This is a genomic window from Pontibacter sp. CAU 1760 (assembly GCF_054482735.1).
On the sequence record NZ_JBTLRL010000013.1, the window covers coordinates 22,972 to 40,722 of the forward strand.

The following is a 17,751-nucleotide window of genomic DNA, read 5'->3' on the forward strand; positions in this document are numbered from 1 at the left end:
CAACAATAACCGAAACGAACACCTAGCTAAAATGCCATGAAAAGAATACTATTTATACCTGTTTTGCTCGCCTCCGCTCTTTTTACCCAGGTAAAGGCGCAGGATAGTCCCGTGTTTCCGAAAGGTGAGATAGGCAAGAACACAGCTAATTATACCGGGACTATCTGGCTCAATGAATTAAATGAACCTTATAAAAACTTTAACTTCAGCATTGCTGCAGCCACCTATGCACCCGCTTCCAAGCTAGACTGGCACATTCATCCGGGCGGGCAAATTCTTCTTATTACTGAAGGCACCGGCTACTACCAGGAAAAAGGCAAGCCGGCACAAACCGTCCAGAAGGGGGATGTCATCAAGAGCCTCCCGGGGGTGGAGCACTGGCACGCGGCCGCACCGAAAAGCACATTCGCGTATGTGGCGGTTTCACCTGCTCGAAAAGGGAAGACCAAGTGGCTGCAAAGGGTAAGTGAGGAGGAATACCGCGGCATCACCCCCATGAAATGGATGCTATAGATGAAGAACAGGAACTTTTTACGCTATCAAAGGAAAAATGGCAGTGGATGGCTGACCAAAATGTGGACACCTTGGCCAATCTCTTCCACGAAAAATCTGTGTTTGTGCATATGGGAGGAAGTTGGGGGAAAGACCGGGAACTCGACATCATCAAGAGCGGTGGTATCCATTATAAGCAAACAGATATCCATGAAGCGTCGGTGAAGGTGATGGGCAACACGGCTATCTTGTTAAACAGGATCACGCTGCTGGCCGTGGTCGGGGGCAATGAGGTGACCAACCCTTTTATGGTGACGGAGGTGTATGTGCAGGAAAACGGCAGTTGGAAGTTAGGTTCCCTGTCGTTCACCAAACTGATGACCCGCGAGGAATAAATTAATAGAATCTAAAATTTATAACTACTTAACAACAAGGCAAATGAGAATATTAATTATCGGACTCTTCTTAGTTGTGAGCGTTCTTGGGTCATGCGCTTCCCAAAATAACCTCTCTCAAAACAACCATAGCACGGCTACAGCGGTTGGCCCCAAAGCAGAGCAGGAACTCATGGCGCTTTCCAAAGACAAATGGCAATGGATGGCAGATAAGAACGTGGACAAGCTTGCCAAGCTCTTCCACGACAAGTCCAAGTTTGTGCACATGAGCGGAACCTGGAAGAAAGACGAGGAGCTTGAGATCATTAAATCCGGAAGTATATGGTATAAGAATGCCGATGTGCACGATGTGGCGGTAGAGTTTATTGATGACACAGCCATCCTCTGGAACCGCATTACATTACAGGCTGTGGTTCGGGGCCAGGAGGTGTCGAATGAATTTACGGTTACCGAGGTCTACAAAAAGCAAGCAGATGGCTGGAAACTGTTGGGCCTGACGTTCAGCAGTGTGCGGGACACGCATAGCATTAAGCATTAGGAATTTAGGCAATAGCCTGAGCTTCAGAAGAAGCCAGAATTGCTGGAATATAACAAAGTAGGCAGTGGCAGATCCTATAAGTCAATCGGCAGAGGACTGTAAAAGAGACTGCTAACCGGGGGAAATATCTGATAGCGTGAAAATACTGATTCGTAATACCTGTTATACTTTATTATACCTGATGGCCGCTGCGAGTATGGCAGGCTGTGTATCCTTGAAAGAGGGCACAGGCAAGGAGCCGCTGGTGATTCAGGAACAAGGCAGCTTTGCGGTGGCCGGCACGGTGGTGACGGCTCCCGGCACCTTCGACCCGATTGCGCATGGGGCATTTAACCCGGCAAACCAGGCATCGGAGGGCCAGACCCTGCACGGTGACCATGCCTCTATCTTTTATCAAGTCCCCGAGAAAGCGAGAGAACTGCCCTTGGTGTTCTGGCATGGGTATGGGCAGTCGGCCAGGACCTGGGAAACCACGCCCGACGGGCGGGAAGGCTTTCAGAATATTTTCCTGCGCCGCGGCTTCCCGGTATACCTCATCGACCAGCCACGGCGGGGCAAGGCGGGCCGCAGCACAAAACCCACTACAGTCACGGCAGCACCCGATGATCAACTCTGGTTCGGTATCTTCCGGCTCGGCATTGGGCGGGAATTTTTTCCGGGTGTGCAGTTCTCGAAAGACCCCGAAGCCCTGAACCAGTTTTACCGCCAGATAACGCCAGACACGGGGCCATTGGATATAGCACTAAACATTGACGCGGTGTCGGCACTGTTCGACAAAATAGGCCCGGGTGTGCTGGTAACCCACTCGCACAGTGGCGGGCAGGGATGGCTCGCGGCCCTGAAGAACAGCAACATAAAAGCCATTGCAGCCTATGAGCCGGGCAGTAACTTTGTGTTTCCTGAGGGTGAGGTGCCTAAACCCATACCCTATTTGGGTGGCAGCCTAAGTGCCAGAGGTGTTCCTACCTCTGAGTTTATGCGCCTGACAAAGATCCCGATTGTCATCTACTATGGCGACTATATACCGGAACAGCCTGTTGAGTACCCTGGCCAGGAGCAATGGCGTGCGGCGTATGCCATGGCCAGGCAATGGCGGGATACAGTGAATAGGCACGGCGGGGAGGTTACGCTGGTTTACCTGCCTGACGTTGGCTTAAAAGGCAATACGCACTTCCCGATGTCGGACTTAAACAACGGTGCGGTAGCGGACTTACTGGCCAGATGGCTGAAAGAAAAAGCGTTGGATAATTAATATTGGTAGGCATTTCAGTAATCTGTCTACAACAAGTTTCCTTTGCTTTTTGGACCTTTACAAGAGAGGCCAATAGAATAATCATGAAAAGGATAGCAAGACTTTGGGTAATGGTAAGCGCAGCGGTATGTATGCTGTCGGCGTGTACGCATGCACAGAGTGGCCAACCTCCTGAAGTTACGGAAGGCCCAAAGACTGAAAATATCCTGATTATATACCTGTCGCGGACAAACAACACCAAGGCTATTGCGGAAATCATACAGGAGCAGGTAGGCGGCACCCTGGTAGCGCTGGAACTGGAAACGCCATACCCGGAAAATTACAAGGCCATCGTAGCGCAGGTGCATAGCGAAAACGAAACAGGTTATTTGCCCCCTCTCAAGACTAAAATAGCGAACATCCAGGAGTACGACACTATTTTCGTAGGCTTCCCTACCTGGGACATGCAGTTGCCGCCGCCCATGAAAAGCTTTTTGCACAATCACGATTTAAGCGGCAAAACAGTGATTCCCTTCAACACCAACGGAGGATACGGTGTCGGAAGCAGCTTTGAGACGGTAAAGGACTTGTGCCCTGATGCCAACATCCTCAAAGGCTTATCCATGAAAGGCGGCCTGGAAAGAGACGGCATACTCCTCGCCATAAAAGGAGACAGAAGGTCAGAAGCACGGACCATGGTAATAGAATGGCTCCATAGCATCCGGGTACTGTAAACCCTTGCCTCATACTGAACTAAATTCAGCAAAAGTTAAGAAATGAATAGACGCAGTAATACATATTTCCTCTTGATGGCAGCTATGTTTTTGGGGATTTCCTTCCAAGCCAGCGCACAAAATCAACCCCTGACCAAGCAACAGAAAAGCCTTATACCGATAGCGGCCTTTACTGCCAGAGGGGAACTTCAACGCCTGAAACCTGCCTTAAATAAGGGACTGGATGCCGGGTTGACGGTTAATGAATTAAAAGAGGCCCTTGTGCACCTCTATGCTTACAGTGGGTTTCCGCGTAGTATCCGCGGACTGCAAACCCTGATGACCGTCTTGGATGAGCGCAAGGCAAAAGGCATCCAAGATGTATGGGGCCCGGAAGCCTCCCCGATCAAAGAGGAGCGTAGCAAATATGAGAGGGGAAAGGCGGTTTTGGGAGAACTGACAGGAGCACCGCAAGACGGACCCAAAACAGGGTATGCGGCTTTCTCCCCTGAGATAGAGGTTTTCCTTAAAGAGCACCTGTTTGCCGATCTTTTTGAGCGTGATGTGTTGAACTACTCCGAAAGAGAACTGGTGACCATCTCGGCGCTCAGCAGTATGGGCGGCGTGGAGCCGATGCTGCGAGGGCATTTCAACATTTGCCTGAATGTGGGCTACTCACCCGAACAGTTGCAGCAATTCGTTGGTATCGTAGCATCCACTGTAGGAAAAAACGAAGGGAAAGTGGCGCAAGCTGTGTTGGATGAAGTACTCAAAAGCCGCTAAGTGCGCAGAAAGTTTTAAAATGAAAATATGAAAATATGAAAAGTTTAGCGTTGATCATCGGTTTAGCATTGTCAGTAGTTACTTTAGACAGGGTAGAGGCACAGGCTCCCAAAAAGGCAACTACCCAAAACCCGTATACCCTGGTATATGCCGGGGCCATCACCGAGAATGTAAAGGGCAAGGTAAATATTCATCCGGTAACCTATAAAATTAACGGCATAACCATCGCTGCGAATGTTTATACACCGCCCCATTACAATGCAAAGCAGAAATACCCGGCTATAGTCGTCGCGCATCCCAACGGAGGCGTTAAAGAACAGGTAGCGGGCCTTTACGCCCAACGGCTAGCAGAACAAGGGTATATCACGATAGCGGCAGATGCAGCCTATCAGGGAGCCAGCGGGGGTATGCCCCGAAACGTAGACAAACCCGCGAACCGGATTGAGGATATACACGCCATGGGAGACTTTATTTCGGGATACAAAGGCGTGGATACCGAAAGTCTGGGCTTGCTTGGCATTTGTGGCGGAGGAGGGTACGCTTTAAAGGCAGCGCAAGCCGACAAGCGGTTTAAGGCTATTGCCACGGTGAGCATGTTTAACTCAGGTGTCGTTAGGCGAAACGGGTTTCAGGACTCGCAGCTTTCCACCATACAGGAACGCTTGAAGCAAGCCTCAGAAGCGAGGGCACAGGAAGCAGCCGGAGGAGAAGTGCTTTACGCTGCCAACACCGAGATAACAGATGAGATGGCAGACAAAATGCCCTATGACCTGTACCGCGAAGGCCACTATTATTACCACAGAACGCACGCACACCCTAACTCCACGTTCAGGTATACCATGAGCAGCCTGATGGATCTGATGACCTTTGACACCAGCACCAACATGGACCTAATCAACCAGCCCCTGTTGATGATTGCAGGAAGCAAATCCGATACAAACTATATAACGGAGGATGCCTACCAGAAAGCCACCAACGCCAGGCATAAGGAGCTGTTTCTGATCGAGGGCGCCACCCATATCCAGACCTACTGGAAACCAGAATACGTGTCGCAGGCGGTAAATAAACTGACCAGCTTTTACCAGAATAACCTTTAATGCGCAGCATAATGAAGTTTAGAAACCTCGTCCTACTCCTCCTTGCCGGCCTGTTGGCAACTTCCTGTGCACAGCAAAACAGAGCAGCAACCTCCGTGGGTTTGGATTCAGACAAAGCAACCATTTTCCCGAAGGGCGATAAGATTGAAAACAGCAATTTTAACGGCAATGCCTACCTCACCATGTTGGTGCAGGCAGATAGTGTCAACCCGAATGCAGTAGGAAGTGTCACCTTTGAGCCCGGTGCCCGGACGAACTGGCATTCGCACTCGGCGGGGCAAATAATTCTGGCGATCGAAGGGGAGGGGTATTACCAGGAGAAAGGAAGCCCAAAGAAAGTGCTTTCGAAGGGTGATGTGGTGAAATGCCCGGCGAATGTGCCCCATTGGCACGGCGCAAGTGCGGATAGTGCGTTTATACAAATCGCCATCACCGGAAGGGAAAACGGGCCCACGGTTTGGCTGGAGCCGGTAACAGATGAAGTATATAACAGGCAGAAGAACTTTTGAAACATGCCCCATTTCTGATGAAAAGGAGCGATATTAGACATACCTAAACGATAACGCCATGGCAAAGATCAACCTGAATGTGAACGGAAAGAAGCAAGTGGTCGACGTGGACCCCAACACACCCGTGCTGTGGGTGCTGCGTGATCACCTGAACCTGGTGGGCACCAAATTCGGCTGCGGCATGGCGCAATGCGGTGCCTGCACCATTCACCTGGACGGCAACGCCATCCGTTCCTGCGTGCTGCCGGTAGCATCCGTAGAGGGCAAGTCCATTACCACCATCGAGGGGCTGTCTGAAAACGGAGACCACCCGGTGCAGAAAGCGTGGCTGGAGCACGATGTGGCGCAGTGCGGCTATTGCCAGGCAGGGCAGATCATGAACGCGGCAGCCTTGCTCAAAAATAATTCATCACCTACCGATGCCGACATCGCGTCGGGGATGAACGGCAACATCTGCCGCTGTGCTACTTACCTGCGCATCAAGGCGGCAATCAAATCTGCCGCTCAGTCTTAACCGCCTAACCTTCGAGCCATGACATCAGGAAACAGAACGATAAACAGAAGAGCCTTTTTAAAAGTGTCAGCGCTTGCCAGTGGGGGTATGATGCTCAGTTTTAGCTGGCTGGCCGGGTGCAAGCCCACCCCGGAAGAGGTGTCGAACCTGCCGAAAGCGTGGTTTGAGCTCAACAGCTATATAAAGATCGGAGACAACGGCGTGGTGACCCTCATGGCCCCCAACCCCGAGTTTGGATCGAATGTAAAAACATCGCTGCCGATGATGCTGGCCGAGGAGCTGGATATAGACTGGAAAAACGTGATCGTGGAGCAGGCTGATTTTTACCCGGAGCGGTATGACCGTCAGTTTACAGGGGGTAGCCTGGCCATGCAGATGGCCTGGAAACCGCTGCGCACCGCCGGGGCTACTGCGCGGCACATGCTCATTCAGGCAGCGGCGCAAGCCTGGCAGGTGCCTGCCGATGAAATCACCACGAAGGGCGGCGTGCTGCACCACAAGGGGAGCGGCAAAGAAGCGGGGTATGGCGAGATCGCATCGCAGGCTGCGGGCCTTCCGGTGCCGGAGGAGGTGCCTTTGAAAAATGTGGGTGATTTCAAGATCATCGGCCACTCGAAACTGAATGTGGAAGGTATGAACATCGTGACCGGTAAACCCCTGTTCACCCTGGACCACAAGCAGGAGGGCATGCTGATTGCCATGATCGTCCATCCGCCTGCCTTCGGCCTGAAGGTGAAATCAGTGGATGACAGCGCCGTGAAGTTCATGCCCGGCATCAGGGATGTGTTCGTCATCAAAACGTTGACCGACGATTACATCCGGAACAGCTTCGACACCACCAGTTTCACGGAGTTGGTGGCGGTGGTGGGCACTACCACGTGGGAAGTTATGAACGCCAAAAAGGCCCTGAAAGTAGCTTGGGAGAAGGCAGCCGACGCTACGATAACGGTAGCGGGTTGGGGCGGCAACCAGCAGTCCGTTACGGTACCCGCCGGTTTGGAGAGCACTAACGGGCACAGAGCCAAGATGGCTGAAATGGCTAAAAAGCCTGGCAAAGTACTGCGTAAAGACGGAGATCCGGAAGGCGTCTTCCGGAAGGCTACCAAAGTGATTGAGCGAACCTATACCGCTCCCTTCCTGGCGCACAACTGCATGGAGCCGGTGAACTGTTTTGCCCACGTAACGGCAGAAAAAGCGGAAATAGTTGCCCCGATACAGGCACCGGAGTCTATTATGCAAGCGCTCGCTTCCCGCTTGGGTATGGCCAAGGAAAACATCCAAATTCGGTTGGCTCGCATGGGGGGCGGATTTGGGCAGCGGGCTTACGGTCACCACTTGGTGGAGGCAGCGGTCATTTCACAGAAAGTGCAGGCTCCGGTAAAGCTAATCTATACCCGCGAGGATGACATGACCTACGGAATTTACCGGCCTACCTACACCGCCACGTATAAAGCGGCCCTGGATGAGAACAACAACATGGTCGCCTACCAGTTGAAGGCCGGTGGTATACCGGAAAGTCCGCTGGGGTTTGCCCAAAACCGCTTTCCGGCCGGTGCCGTGGACAACTACCAGGCTGAAGAATGGGAGCTGAACTCGAACATCACCATTGGCGCATTTCGGGCGCCCCGTTCCAATTTTCTGGGGGGTGTTGAGCAGTCGTTTCTGGATGAAGTGGCCGAACTGGCAGGGAAGGATCCGATTGCATTCAGGCTGGAGTTGCTGGAGCGCGCCAAAAACAAGCCTGTGGGAGAGCGGAATGATTACGACCCGGACCGGTATGCGGGCGTCCTGAAACTGGTGCGCGATAAGTCCGGTTGGGATAAGTCAGGCAAGCGGGAGCACCGGGGCGTATCAGCCTATTTCTGCCATAACACGTATGTGGCCGAGGTGCTAGACTTGTCGATGAAAGGGGATAAGCCGGTAGTGGACAAAGTATATGCCGCCGTTGACTGCGGTGTGGTGGTAAACCCGGATGCGGCCACCAACATGGCGGAAGGGGGCATCATTGATGGTATAGGAAATGCTTTGTATGGCGAGATGACCTTTGAGGAGGGCGTGCCCCAGAAAAAGAACTTTGACACCTACCGCATGATCCGGCACAGCGAAGCCCCAAAAGCGATTGAGGTGCATTTTGTGAAAAGCGAGGAGAACCCCACTGGTTTGGGCGAACCATTGTTTCCGCCCATTTTCGCAGCGTTGGCAAACGCGCTGTACAAGGCGACGGGCCAACGGGAGTATACCCAACCGTTCCTACAGGGCAAGCAGCCGCTGGTGTAAGGGCAACAATACGTAAGAAGAAAACACACTCCTATGAGAAAGATTTTGATGGCCCTTGCTTTCTGCGGCCTTTTCACTGCCTGCGGAAACAGCACATAAACTGACGTTGATGCCGCTAGCACCGAAACCGTGAACAGTACCACCCCTCCGCCAACATCAGACACCCTTGGCTCGATGGGCGTGATGATGAGCGATACCTCTATAGCCGCCGCCGACAGCTTGGTGGCCACCGACAGTATACCATAGCGTGTACTTTGCTATAGAGCAGAGAGTGTGAACAGATAATGTCCTGAGATTTTGTACTGACTCGTCCTGTTTCAAAAGCGACCTGATGCAAGAGATGCCGGTTAAAAGAGTTCTGGAAAGATCCTATAGTTGCATGGCTTGTTCCAGGCCTGAGTACGTTTTAGACAGGCAATGTTGCTGACTGATACGAAGGGCCAGCTATCACAAGCAAGTATGTATCTGGTGGTGCCCTTGGGTACCTCCCTGTACTAACAGGGGATCTTTGGCATAGCCATTCCTCTCTTCAGTCCATACCCTGTTGCACTACCTTAAACAGAGGTTTTCTTAAGACCACACCCTCATCTTTTTTAAGCGCGACCAAACGCTCTTTTCGCAGGCTTGAAATGCCTTGATCGTTGATTATGGTACGAAGGAGAGGTGTAGATAAATGGGGAAATGATCAGAGCCGAATGCCGGAAAACGTTTTAACTCAATTACCTTAAATTCCCCGGAAACATAGGCATGATCGAGTGGCCAGCGGAAAATAAAAGAGGTTGCATCAAATGAGTTGTAGAGGCCTCTGCCTATCCGCACATCATGCAGCCTGCTGCTTTGGCCAAAAAGTTTGGATGTTTTAGACCAAGCCACATCGTTGAAATCGCCGGCCACAACCGTTGGACCTTGCCGACTGGTCACTATTTTGCCAAGCTTAACAAGCGCCACTTCTTTTTCTCCCACGTTATCGGGGTGCTCGCTTGGTTTAGGAGGAACCGGGTGCACAGCGTGTAAAACAAACTGCTTACCATTGCGCAGCTTAACGGAGGTATGGATGGAGGGAACCTTCTCATGGTTCAGAAATTTTATCTCTGTGTCTTGCAGGGGCAGTTTTGAGTACAGTGCCATCCCATACGTATTGTCGAGCGGGTAAAGCACCTTGTGCGGATACTGGTTTTCGAGTGGTTGAAGCTGCTTTATCCAGCGCTCGTTGGTTTCCATGGCCAGTACCAGGTCGGGCTGGTTCTCCGAAATCATGTCCAGTAGCTGCGCTGCTGATTTGTTTTGCATCCATACATTTGCAAGCAACAGGCTAAAGGAGTTTGCCTCGTTTGCTGCTGTAGCTGACGGAACAGCCTTGCTCGCCAGCGGAGTGTAGGGAAAAATATGATAGGCTTGTAAGACAATTGAAACACCCATACCTGCCAGCAGGGCAAAGGCCCATCGGTGCCATGTCCGGTTCAGCAGCAGAAATAAAACCAGCGTCACCAACAGCGCGATTAGTGTCTGCAGCCGCGGGAAATCCAATGCTTTCAGAAACCAGAAGCGCACATCATATATAAGTGAAAGAAGCGTGATAAGCACTAGCATCGTGCCAAGGGTGATACTGGTATAATAAAGGATTTTTTGAGTCAGTTTCATGTATGTAAGTATGTATAGTGCACGAGCCCACCATGGCGGAGGCCTCAACCTTATGTTTTATACTTACGAATGCAAGAGGATGGTATGTTTTGATTTGCTTGTTCTTAGTTGACAGGCTAGGCATATAGCTACCTAATAGGTCTATACATGCATGACATCGTCTTTAAGCGAATAAATGATGGCCAGCACTTCCTTGCGTGTGTCCGGGTCTACGTGGTGCTTGTCCAACACCATCAGTATGTCGTCCAGAACAGCCATAAACTCCTGCTCACTGATGTTCATCCCCCGGTGGGTAGTCCGCATGTCGCGCCCGGTGTACTGTTCTAACCCGCCAGTGCCGCTGCAGAAGAAATCGACTGTATGCGCTTTTACCGCTTTCAGCGTACCTTCCTTTTCCTTATCCCGGTAAGGCAGGAAGCGGGCCTTTACGATCGGGTTATTCATGTGCGCTTCCACCACGTCGTCCACAATAGCAGATATGCCCTCTTTTTTGCCTAATCGCTCATACAACGAAGGGGCAGTGTGTGATGCATCCGTATCTTTCATACCTATGGGTTTTTATGATTTAAGGAATAGGGCTGGGGTATTCCGCTTGCCTTGTTTATATAGTTTACTGTTTAAAAAGTAGTTGGTTGAATAATAACAGGATTAAATAGACTCGTGGGGTAGCCGGTTTCAGAAATGAGGTGCCGATGCAGCGTATACTGAGGGCAGAACAGTGCCGGGGGAGTGAAGGAGTATAGCAGCAAGCCGCGAGCAAGTTTAAAGGCGGGAGGTACTTGCAAGCCAACTGCATTAAAGGGGACGAGATGCTTTGGAAGTCTGGTAAATAAATAGCTTCCAGATGGAGAGATGCGTTTATTTCCAGTTCCCAAGTATTCTTCGCGCTGCCACGATCTCACCCAGGTGATAGGCATTGTGCTCCGCCACCAGCATGGCCTCCCGCAACAAAGTCTGGCCGCTGCCGTGCGGAATCGGGGCGTATAAATCGTTGCGCCCGTCTTCTACCAGCGCAATCATTTGTTCCAGGTCTTCGGCAATCGTATGTAGGGTCTCATCCAGGGCTTGCTGGTTCGCGGGCGCTTTCTGCGATGGCCAGTAATCGTTGGGCCATTCAATCTCCTGGTAATTTGGGTTGAGGCAAAAGTCCACGATATCATACTGGGCAATACGCAGGTGTTCCAGCAGTTGCCAGATGGTATAAGGCAGGCCCTCTACTTTCTGGCTGACTTCCTGCAGGGTGACTCCTTCCAAAAGCTCTTCTCTTGGCCGGAAAGCCTGGCCACTTCTCAGAAGTTTCACTAAATGCTCCCGTACAGTTTTATCTTGCTCCATCGCTGCGCTTTTTTGCTGTTTTACGGAAGCGAGCTACAGGATGGTATGCATTTACCGCTTTCCTTTGCGTGATGGCGAATGGACAGCACCGGAATAGCAGAACGGTGCCTGGCTATGCAAACTCTACGCGTAACTGCACGCGCTCTGCGTCTAGCGGCGTTACCGTGCGGACAGTTACCTGGTCGGATTCGTTGAAGTATAGGGCAATACCTTTTACGATGCCGAGGGCCACACTGGCCATACGGCGCTTTGAGTAATAGTCGATCACCAGCAGTTTAGAAGATACTTTGTCTACGGACAGGCGTGGTGGGGTCGAACGGTCATCCTGCTTCCTGACAGCGCCGTGCATGTATTGCTCGGAGTGCAGGATCATGTCGAAGGTTCGCCAGGAAGGATTGATGTATTTTTTATAGATCATGAGCAAGTCAGGCACCAGGAATTTACCAAAGCTCTCCTGCACTTCATGGGCGCTCATTCCTGAGAGTGCTGACACGGCACCTACTATCTTCACTAATTCATGCGTTGGGTATAACTCCTGCATCTGGTACCCGGTTCTGTGTATCCCGGTAGACTCCATGATCTTCGTCCAGGTGCTGTAATCGTAAGAGCTTTCTACAAACCGTTTCAGAAACACGAATATGGAACCGTGCATGGTATCTTCCTGCATGTCAACTTCTTTCATTTTTCTGCTTTTGGGGTATCTTAATAATTCGATGCTAAAGGCAGCAAATGTAATCAAAAAACAATTTAGGAAATAACAAACTTATGGCACAGGCAGGCTGGAACACCTTTAAATGTGATATAATGCCGGAGTTTGGTTTTGCAACTGTGTGGCCGATAGGTGCTTGCGTGGTTTTGGATGTTTCGCAGAACCGTTACAGTACACAGCAACAGGCACAAGAGATTGTGTAGATTGTTCGGGACGTGCTGTGTTACCAAATGCATATTTTTATATCTTAGGATTTGAAAGGGAATCATGCAATAATAAAAAAACATGATAAGAGAAGAGACTACGACAGCATCCCAACGCCTCCCTACATTTAAAGCCGCGGGGGAGCCGACAAACACAAATGCTTCAGCATTGCCGCAAGAGGAGCTTATAAAACAGAAAATAGCGGGTATCGATGCCGTGGCAGATGAGTTACCCTGCGTGGTGATCATCCATAACATGCAAGCGAAGATGCGGGTGGAGTACATCTCGCCGCGTGGCGAACGGGAGTTAGGGATGAGCCTGGAGAAAATCAAAGCCCTGGGCCCTCATTACCACACTACTTTTTTTAACCCCGAGGATGCTCAAGACTATCTGCCCAAAGTTACGGCCATGGTAGAAAAGAACGATGATGCCGTGGTGTCCTTCTTTCAGCAGGTCCGTGAATCGCGGAATAGCCCATGGCGTTGGCATATGAGCACGGCAAAAGTGTTGATGCGCGACAAGCAGGGACAGCCCCTGTTGTCCATCACCCTGGCCTATCCTATAGACCCGCTGCACCATGTCACTTCCAAGGTGTCGCGCTTGCTGGAGGAGAATAATTTCTTGCGGGCAAACTACCACAAATACAGCAGGCTTTCGGAACGGGAACTGGAAGTGCTGAAAGGACTTGCGTTGGGCCAAACCGCAGCTGAGTCTGCCGACCTCCTGCACATTTCGGTGGCAACCATCGAGACACACCGCCGGAACATCAAAAAGAAACTGGAGACAAACGCCTACTTCGACCTGACATAGTATGCCCGGGCCTTCGATATCATCTGACTATGCAGGACGCTGAAAGAGGGGGAGGAGCAGAGGATAGGCCCCGCATCAACGCTTCGGTTGAGGCCGATCAAGAGGTAGGCAGGGCAGGTACAGCCCAACTTAAGGTTCTGTTTGGAAACTGCTCCGGCCAAGCGGCGGGCAATTACTTACTTCAGAAAGCCATACAGGTAAGCCCAACTGATCAGTTCGTAAGAATGGTTTACTCCTTTCTTTTGCATCAGTTTAGCCAGTTGCTGCTCTACCGTAGAAGTTGTTAGTCCGCAATGCTCCGCTATTTGTTCGTGGGTGCAGCCATCTGCCAGATAAGCGATTATAGAACAATCCTGTTTGCTCAGTTGGTCCAGATGCAGGTGTGTTGTGTAGTGTTGTTTCATAAGAAGTAATAAAGGTGACTTTTCATTAAATCTTTTCTCAAATATCTTTATGTATGACCTTAGAAGCAATACCCAGTTCTGATGATTTTTTAGGTTTTGTGCAAAATAAATATGTTATATTTATAAAATAATATATATTGGTTGTGTCATCTATACCTCTCGCATTTGTGAAGGTTACACGGGGATTTTCCCCCGGTTAAATATTTATAGGCGACAAATAGCTGAAATTTAGCAGTAGGGTTGTATTTTGCCTTCTTATATCGGTGTTGGCACTTTAATGAGGCAAGTGCTTCATATGTTACAGGTTACCGTGAGGAGAGGTGTTAAATTAGCTTGAACAGGATGGATGAGTTTATGAAAATAGCCTTTGAGGAGGCAAGAAAAGGATATGCCGAAGGAGGCATTCCAATAGGTTCTGTGCTGGTGCATGAAGGCAAGGTGATCGGGAGGGGACATAACAAGCGCGTGCAGGAGGGGAGTGTGGTATTGCATGGAGAGATGGATGCCTTGGAAAATGCTGGTAGGCAGCCTGCTTCGGTTTACCAAGCCTGTACGCTGTATACCACCTTGTCGCCGTGCCCGATGTGTTCCGGTACAATCGTGTTGTATGGCATACCCAAGGTGGTAGTTGCAGAGAACCGGACGTTTATGGGAGAGGAGAATTACCTGCGCTCGAAGGGAGTTGAAGTCGTGGTGACGGACGAGCAGGATTGCTATGAATTGATGCAGCAGTTTATCCGGGAAAAGCCAACGCTATGGAACGAGGACATTGGGGTATAGGAGCAGTACTTTTAACCTGACAGCACGGTACTTACTTTTAGTATAATCCATCTAATACCAAACTACTTTTAAATTATTGCCAGGTATAGCAAGTGCCTTAAGTTTTTAATGTGAACCCCACATTTATAAAGGAATATCCTATATTTGGGGATAATAAGAATGGCTGGGGGATAGCCATTTAAATCATCTGTGGATTAAGTGCGCTCTTCGGATACGTAGAGGGGTGAATGTATCTGCGAGCAATAAGATAATATGACAACCGACATCATGAATAACGTTTACGAAGGAAAAGTAATGTGGTCTCACCTGGACGTAAATATGCACATGCGTCACTCTGCCTATGCAGATTTTGCAGCGCAGGCCCGCATTGCTGTTTTAGATAGCCTGGGACTTGACTTCGCAGTTTTTCAGAGCTTAAAGGTAGGGCCTATCCTGTTTCGGGAAGAGTTAGTGTACCTGAAAGAAATAGGCATCAACGAGAATATCAAAGTAACCATTGAGCTCTTCAAGAGCCGCCGGGATGGTTCCCGCTGGTCTATTCGCCATATTGTTTACCGCGAAGATGGCTTGCGGGCCGCAGTAGTAACCGTAGACGGTGCCTGGCTGGACGTGGAGAAGCGTAAATTAACGGTACTACCCCCTGATCTGGTTGAAAAGTTCGCCAGCATACCTAAAAGTATCGACTACGAGGAGATTCCTTCCTGATTTTACAGATAAAAGGCAGCCTACCTATGCTGTGCATCTTGAGATCAATCCGCTGCGGCTCCGGCTTAGCAGTGGATTTTTTGCTTTTGGTATGGGTATGCCATCGTGAAAACGGAAGCGGGAATGGCTTTACGTGAGAAAGTTGCCGCAGTGCCGCATGCTATAGGATTCTTTGGAGAAGATATAGGGTTGATAAACTAATATCTTTATATTTGAATGTAATAACATCAAGTAGGCCTCCTCCTTATGCTACAAAAACTCCTTTCATTCCTTTTAGTGCTCTGCCTGCTCGCTTCGGTTGCTACCGCGCAAACGCAGCATTTCAAATTATCGGGCACGGTGCGCAGTGCCTGGGGCGAACGGCTGGACGGTGCCTACCTGATCATCAACCCCGGCGACCATGTTATCCAGACAGGGGCGGAGGGCGGTTTCGCAAAAGGGGGTTTCTCCATCACTCTTCCAGAGGGCAACTACGAGATCATGTGCCAGTACATCGGCATGGAGCCTTTCCAGTATAGCGTTAACCTGAACCAGAACCTCAACCTCGACCTGAACCTGGTGCAGCGTAATTTCGACCTGAAACAGGTGGAGGTAACTGCACAGAAAACGGTGGATGTGAACTCCACCAAAATGGGCAGCACCTACATCGACCAGAAACTGCTGACGCGTATGCCCAACCTGATGGGCGAAGCGGATGTGATCCGGTCCATCTCCTCGTTGCCCGGCGTGGTGAATGCGGGGGAGGGCACCGCCGGCTTTTATGTGCGCGGGGGCAGCGCCGACCAGAACCTGGTGCTGATGGATGATGCGCCCATCTTCAACGCCAACCACCTCTTCGGCTTCTTCTCCATCTACAACCCCGACATCTTGGACAGCTACGAACTGCACCGGAGCGGCATCTCCGCCAAGCACGGCAGCCGCATCTCCTCCATACTGGATGTGAAGATGCAGGACGGCAATACAGAGAAGATGCGCTACCAGGTGGGCATCTCGCCCATTACGGCCAAGTTCAGCATGGACGGGCCCGTCACCGAAAAACTGAGCATGCTGGTGGGGGTGCGCGGCGCATACCCGGATTACATCCTGAAGCTCTTCCCCGGGGAGAACATCAAGAACAGCTCAGGCTACTTTTATGACGGCAACCTGAAGCTGAAGTACATAGCCAACCCAAAGAACAATATCAGCTTTTCTGGCTATCACAGTGCCGACGGCTTCAAGTTCCCCTACGACACGACCTACCACTGGAACAACACGCTGGGCACGCTGAAGTGGAACCACCTGTTCAATAACAATTTTGCCGGTACGCTTACGCTGGTTAAAAGCATTTATACCAACTCCGTGGAGGGGATAGGGCGCGGCGAGGAGTTTGAGTTGAAGTCGGGCATAGACTTTTCACAGGCGAAGGCTGACTTCGGCTACTTCGGTATAAAAGACAACCAGATCGAGTTTGGTGTGGCTTCCTCACTGTACGACATTCAGCCCGGCGACCTGATCCCGTACGGCACCTCCAGCCTCAATCCACGCACCATACCACGCGACAAGGGATATGAGCACGTCGGGTACCTGAACGACGATATCCGGCTGAATGACAAGTTCTCAGTGTCGCTGGGCCTGCGCTACTCCCTCTTTCAAAAAATCGGCCCGTCAGACGTGTACCTGTTCGAGAACGAATGGCCGCGCAGGGAAACCACGATCTCTGATACCCTCTTCTACCGGGATGGGGAGGTGGTGCAGCAGTTTCAGGGGTTGGAGCCGCGCTTCTCTGTGAAGTACTCCATTAACCCAACCAGTTCCCTGAAAGTTGGGCTGAGCCGCTCGCGCCAGTACATTCAGCTGATCTCGAACACGGCCGCCATTACGCCGGTGGATGTATGGAAACTGTCGAACCGCTATATCGAGCCGCAGGTATCGGACCAGGCATCGGTGGGTTACTTTTATGTGCACCCCGAAGACCGGTATGAATTCACCTGGGAGGTGTATTACAAAAAGCTCTATAACCAGCTGGATTATAAAGACGGTGCCGTGATTCTGCTGAACCCCACGCTGGAGGCTGATCTGCTGTATGGTGATGGGGAGGCCTATGGCTCTGAGTGGATGTTCCGGAAAAGCAGGGGCCGCCTGAACGGTTGGGTCAGCATGAGTTACTCCCGCTCGCTGCGCACCGTCAACGGCATCACCCAGGAGGAGACGATCAACAACGGCCATCCATACCCCTCTAACTACGACAAGCCGGTAAACCTGAACATCTTTGCCAACTACCATATGACGCCAAAATGGAGCTGGTCGGCAAACTTCACCTACAGCACGGGTCGCCCCATCACCGGCTCTGACTCCTGGTTCAACTATTACGGGCAGAAGTTCGCGAACTACTACGGGCGCAACCAGGAGCGTTTGCCCGATTACCACCGCTTGGATATCTCTTTCAACTATCAGTTTCAGAAGTCAGAGCGGATAGAGAAAAGCTGGAGCATCTCGATCTACAACCTGTACTTCCGGAAAAATGCCTACTCAACTTTGTTCCAGCATTATTTCGGCTCACCGCCCCAGCCTTACCGACTATCTGTGATTGGCGTTGCCATTCCATCCGTTAACTACAACCTGAAATTCTAACCCG

The 17,751-nt window shown here is 50.8% G+C and carries 19 protein-coding genes; 14 read left to right on the plus strand and 5 right to left on the minus strand.

The window, feature by feature from the left end:
• Positions 1-36: 36 nt before the first annotated feature.
• The 10 genes from ACXYMU_RS16555 (at position 37) to ACXYMU_RS16600 (ending at position 8,549) form a co-directional block, all read left to right on the plus strand.
• Complete coding sequence (locus ACXYMU_RS16555) at positions 37-513, plus strand: cupin domain-containing protein (RefSeq protein ID WP_458987530.1); 477 nt, start codon at positions 37-39, stop codon at positions 511-513.
• Complete coding sequence (locus tag ACXYMU_RS16560; RefSeq protein WP_458987531.1) at positions 501-887, plus strand: nuclear transport factor 2 family protein; 387 nt, start codon at positions 501-503, stop codon at positions 885-887. Before ACXYMU_RS16555 ends, ACXYMU_RS16560 begins: the two co-directional genes overlap by 13 nt.
• 43 nt (positions 888-930) lie before the next feature.
• Complete coding sequence (locus ACXYMU_RS16565) at positions 931-1,425, plus strand: nuclear transport factor 2 family protein (RefSeq protein ID WP_458987532.1); 495 nt, start codon at positions 931-933, stop codon at positions 1,423-1,425.
• Between the two features lie 181 nt (positions 1,426-1,606).
• Positions 1,607-2,677, plus strand: a complete 1,071-nt coding sequence (locus ACXYMU_RS16570) for an alpha/beta hydrolase (protein ID WP_458987533.1) — start codon at positions 1,607-1,609, stop codon at positions 2,675-2,677.
• A gap of 83 nt (positions 2,678-2,760) precedes the next feature.
• On the plus strand, positions 2,761-3,390 hold the full coding sequence (locus tag ACXYMU_RS16575; protein ID WP_458987534.1) for a flavodoxin: 630 nt from the start codon (positions 2,761-2,763) through the stop codon (positions 3,388-3,390).
• 42 nt (positions 3,391-3,432) lie between these two features.
• Positions 3,433-4,152: a carboxymuconolactone decarboxylase family protein gene (locus ACXYMU_RS16580; protein WP_458987535.1), complete on the plus strand. Its 720-nt coding sequence runs from the start codon at positions 3,433-3,435 to the stop codon at positions 4,150-4,152.
• Positions 4,153-4,187: 35 nt separating this feature from the next.
• Positions 4,188-5,249, plus strand: coding sequence for an alpha/beta hydrolase (locus tag ACXYMU_RS16585; RefSeq protein WP_458987536.1), 1,062 nt, complete (start codon positions 4,188-4,190; stop codon positions 5,247-5,249).
• 11 nt (positions 5,250-5,260) lie between these two features.
• On the plus strand, positions 5,261-5,758 hold the full coding sequence (locus ACXYMU_RS16590; RefSeq protein WP_458987537.1) for a cupin domain-containing protein: 498 nt from the start codon (positions 5,261-5,263) through the stop codon (positions 5,756-5,758).
• 58 nt (positions 5,759-5,816) lie between these two features.
• Complete coding sequence (locus tag ACXYMU_RS16595; protein WP_458987538.1) at positions 5,817-6,272, plus strand: (2Fe-2S)-binding protein; 456 nt, start codon at positions 5,817-5,819, stop codon at positions 6,270-6,272.
• Positions 6,273-6,290: 18 nt separating this feature from the next.
• Positions 6,291-8,549, plus strand: coding sequence for a xanthine dehydrogenase family protein molybdopterin-binding subunit (locus ACXYMU_RS16600; protein ID WP_458987539.1), 2,259 nt, complete (start codon positions 6,291-6,293; stop codon positions 8,547-8,549).
• Between the two features lie 645 nt (positions 8,550-9,194).
• Here the strand turns inward: ACXYMU_RS16600 and ACXYMU_RS16605 are convergent.
• The 4 genes from ACXYMU_RS16605 to ACXYMU_RS16620 form a co-directional block, all read right to left on the minus strand.
• Positions 9,195-10,190, minus strand: a complete 996-nt coding sequence (locus ACXYMU_RS16605; RefSeq protein ID WP_458987540.1) for an endonuclease/exonuclease/phosphatase family protein — start codon at positions 10,188-10,190, stop codon at positions 9,195-9,197.
• A 141-nt stretch (positions 10,191-10,331) separates the two neighbouring features.
• Entirely contained in the window at positions 10,332-10,736 is a 405-nt protein-coding gene (locus ACXYMU_RS16610; protein WP_458987541.1) for a group I truncated hemoglobin, read from the minus strand.
• A 312-nt stretch (positions 10,737-11,048) separates the two neighbouring features.
• Positions 11,049-11,525, minus strand: coding sequence for a DinB family protein (locus ACXYMU_RS16615; RefSeq protein WP_458987542.1), 477 nt, complete (start codon positions 11,523-11,525; stop codon positions 11,049-11,051).
• A gap of 112 nt (positions 11,526-11,637) precedes the next feature.
• Positions 11,638-12,207 (minus strand): heme NO-binding domain-containing protein, encoded by a 570-nt coding sequence (locus tag ACXYMU_RS16620; RefSeq protein WP_458987543.1) that lies wholly within the window; start codon positions 12,205-12,207, stop codon positions 11,638-11,640.
• Positions 12,208-12,519: 312 nt separating this feature from the next.
• On the opposite strand from ACXYMU_RS16620, the gene ACXYMU_RS16625 reads away from it, so the two are divergent.
• Positions 12,520-13,248, plus strand: coding sequence for a helix-turn-helix transcriptional regulator (locus ACXYMU_RS16625; RefSeq protein WP_458987544.1), 729 nt, complete (start codon positions 12,520-12,522; stop codon positions 13,246-13,248).
• A gap of 176 nt (positions 13,249-13,424) precedes the next feature.
• Here the strand turns inward: ACXYMU_RS16625 and ACXYMU_RS16630 are convergent, their stop codons facing one another.
• Complete coding sequence (locus ACXYMU_RS16630; RefSeq protein WP_458987545.1) at positions 13,425-13,652, minus strand: helix-turn-helix transcriptional regulator; 228 nt, start codon at positions 13,650-13,652, stop codon at positions 13,425-13,427.
• Between the two features lie 342 nt (positions 13,653-13,994).
• Between ACXYMU_RS16630 and ACXYMU_RS16635 the strand changes: the two genes are divergently transcribed.
• The 3 genes from ACXYMU_RS16635 (at position 13,995) to ACXYMU_RS16645 (ending at position 17,747) form a co-directional block, all read left to right on the plus strand.
• The gene (locus ACXYMU_RS16635; protein WP_458987546.1) at positions 13,995-14,432 is read left to right on the plus strand and encodes a nucleoside deaminase; all 438 of its coding nucleotides are present in this window, start codon (positions 13,995-13,997) and stop codon (positions 14,430-14,432) included.
• Between the two features lie 252 nt (positions 14,433-14,684).
• Complete coding sequence (locus tag ACXYMU_RS16640; protein WP_458987547.1) at positions 14,685-15,137, plus strand: acyl-CoA thioesterase; 453 nt, start codon at positions 14,685-14,687, stop codon at positions 15,135-15,137.
• A gap of 246 nt (positions 15,138-15,383) precedes the next feature.
• Positions 15,384-17,747, plus strand: coding sequence for a TonB-dependent receptor plug domain-containing protein (locus ACXYMU_RS16645; protein WP_458987548.1), 2,364 nt, complete (start codon positions 15,384-15,386; stop codon positions 17,745-17,747).
• Positions 17,748-17,751 lie beyond the last annotated feature (4 nt).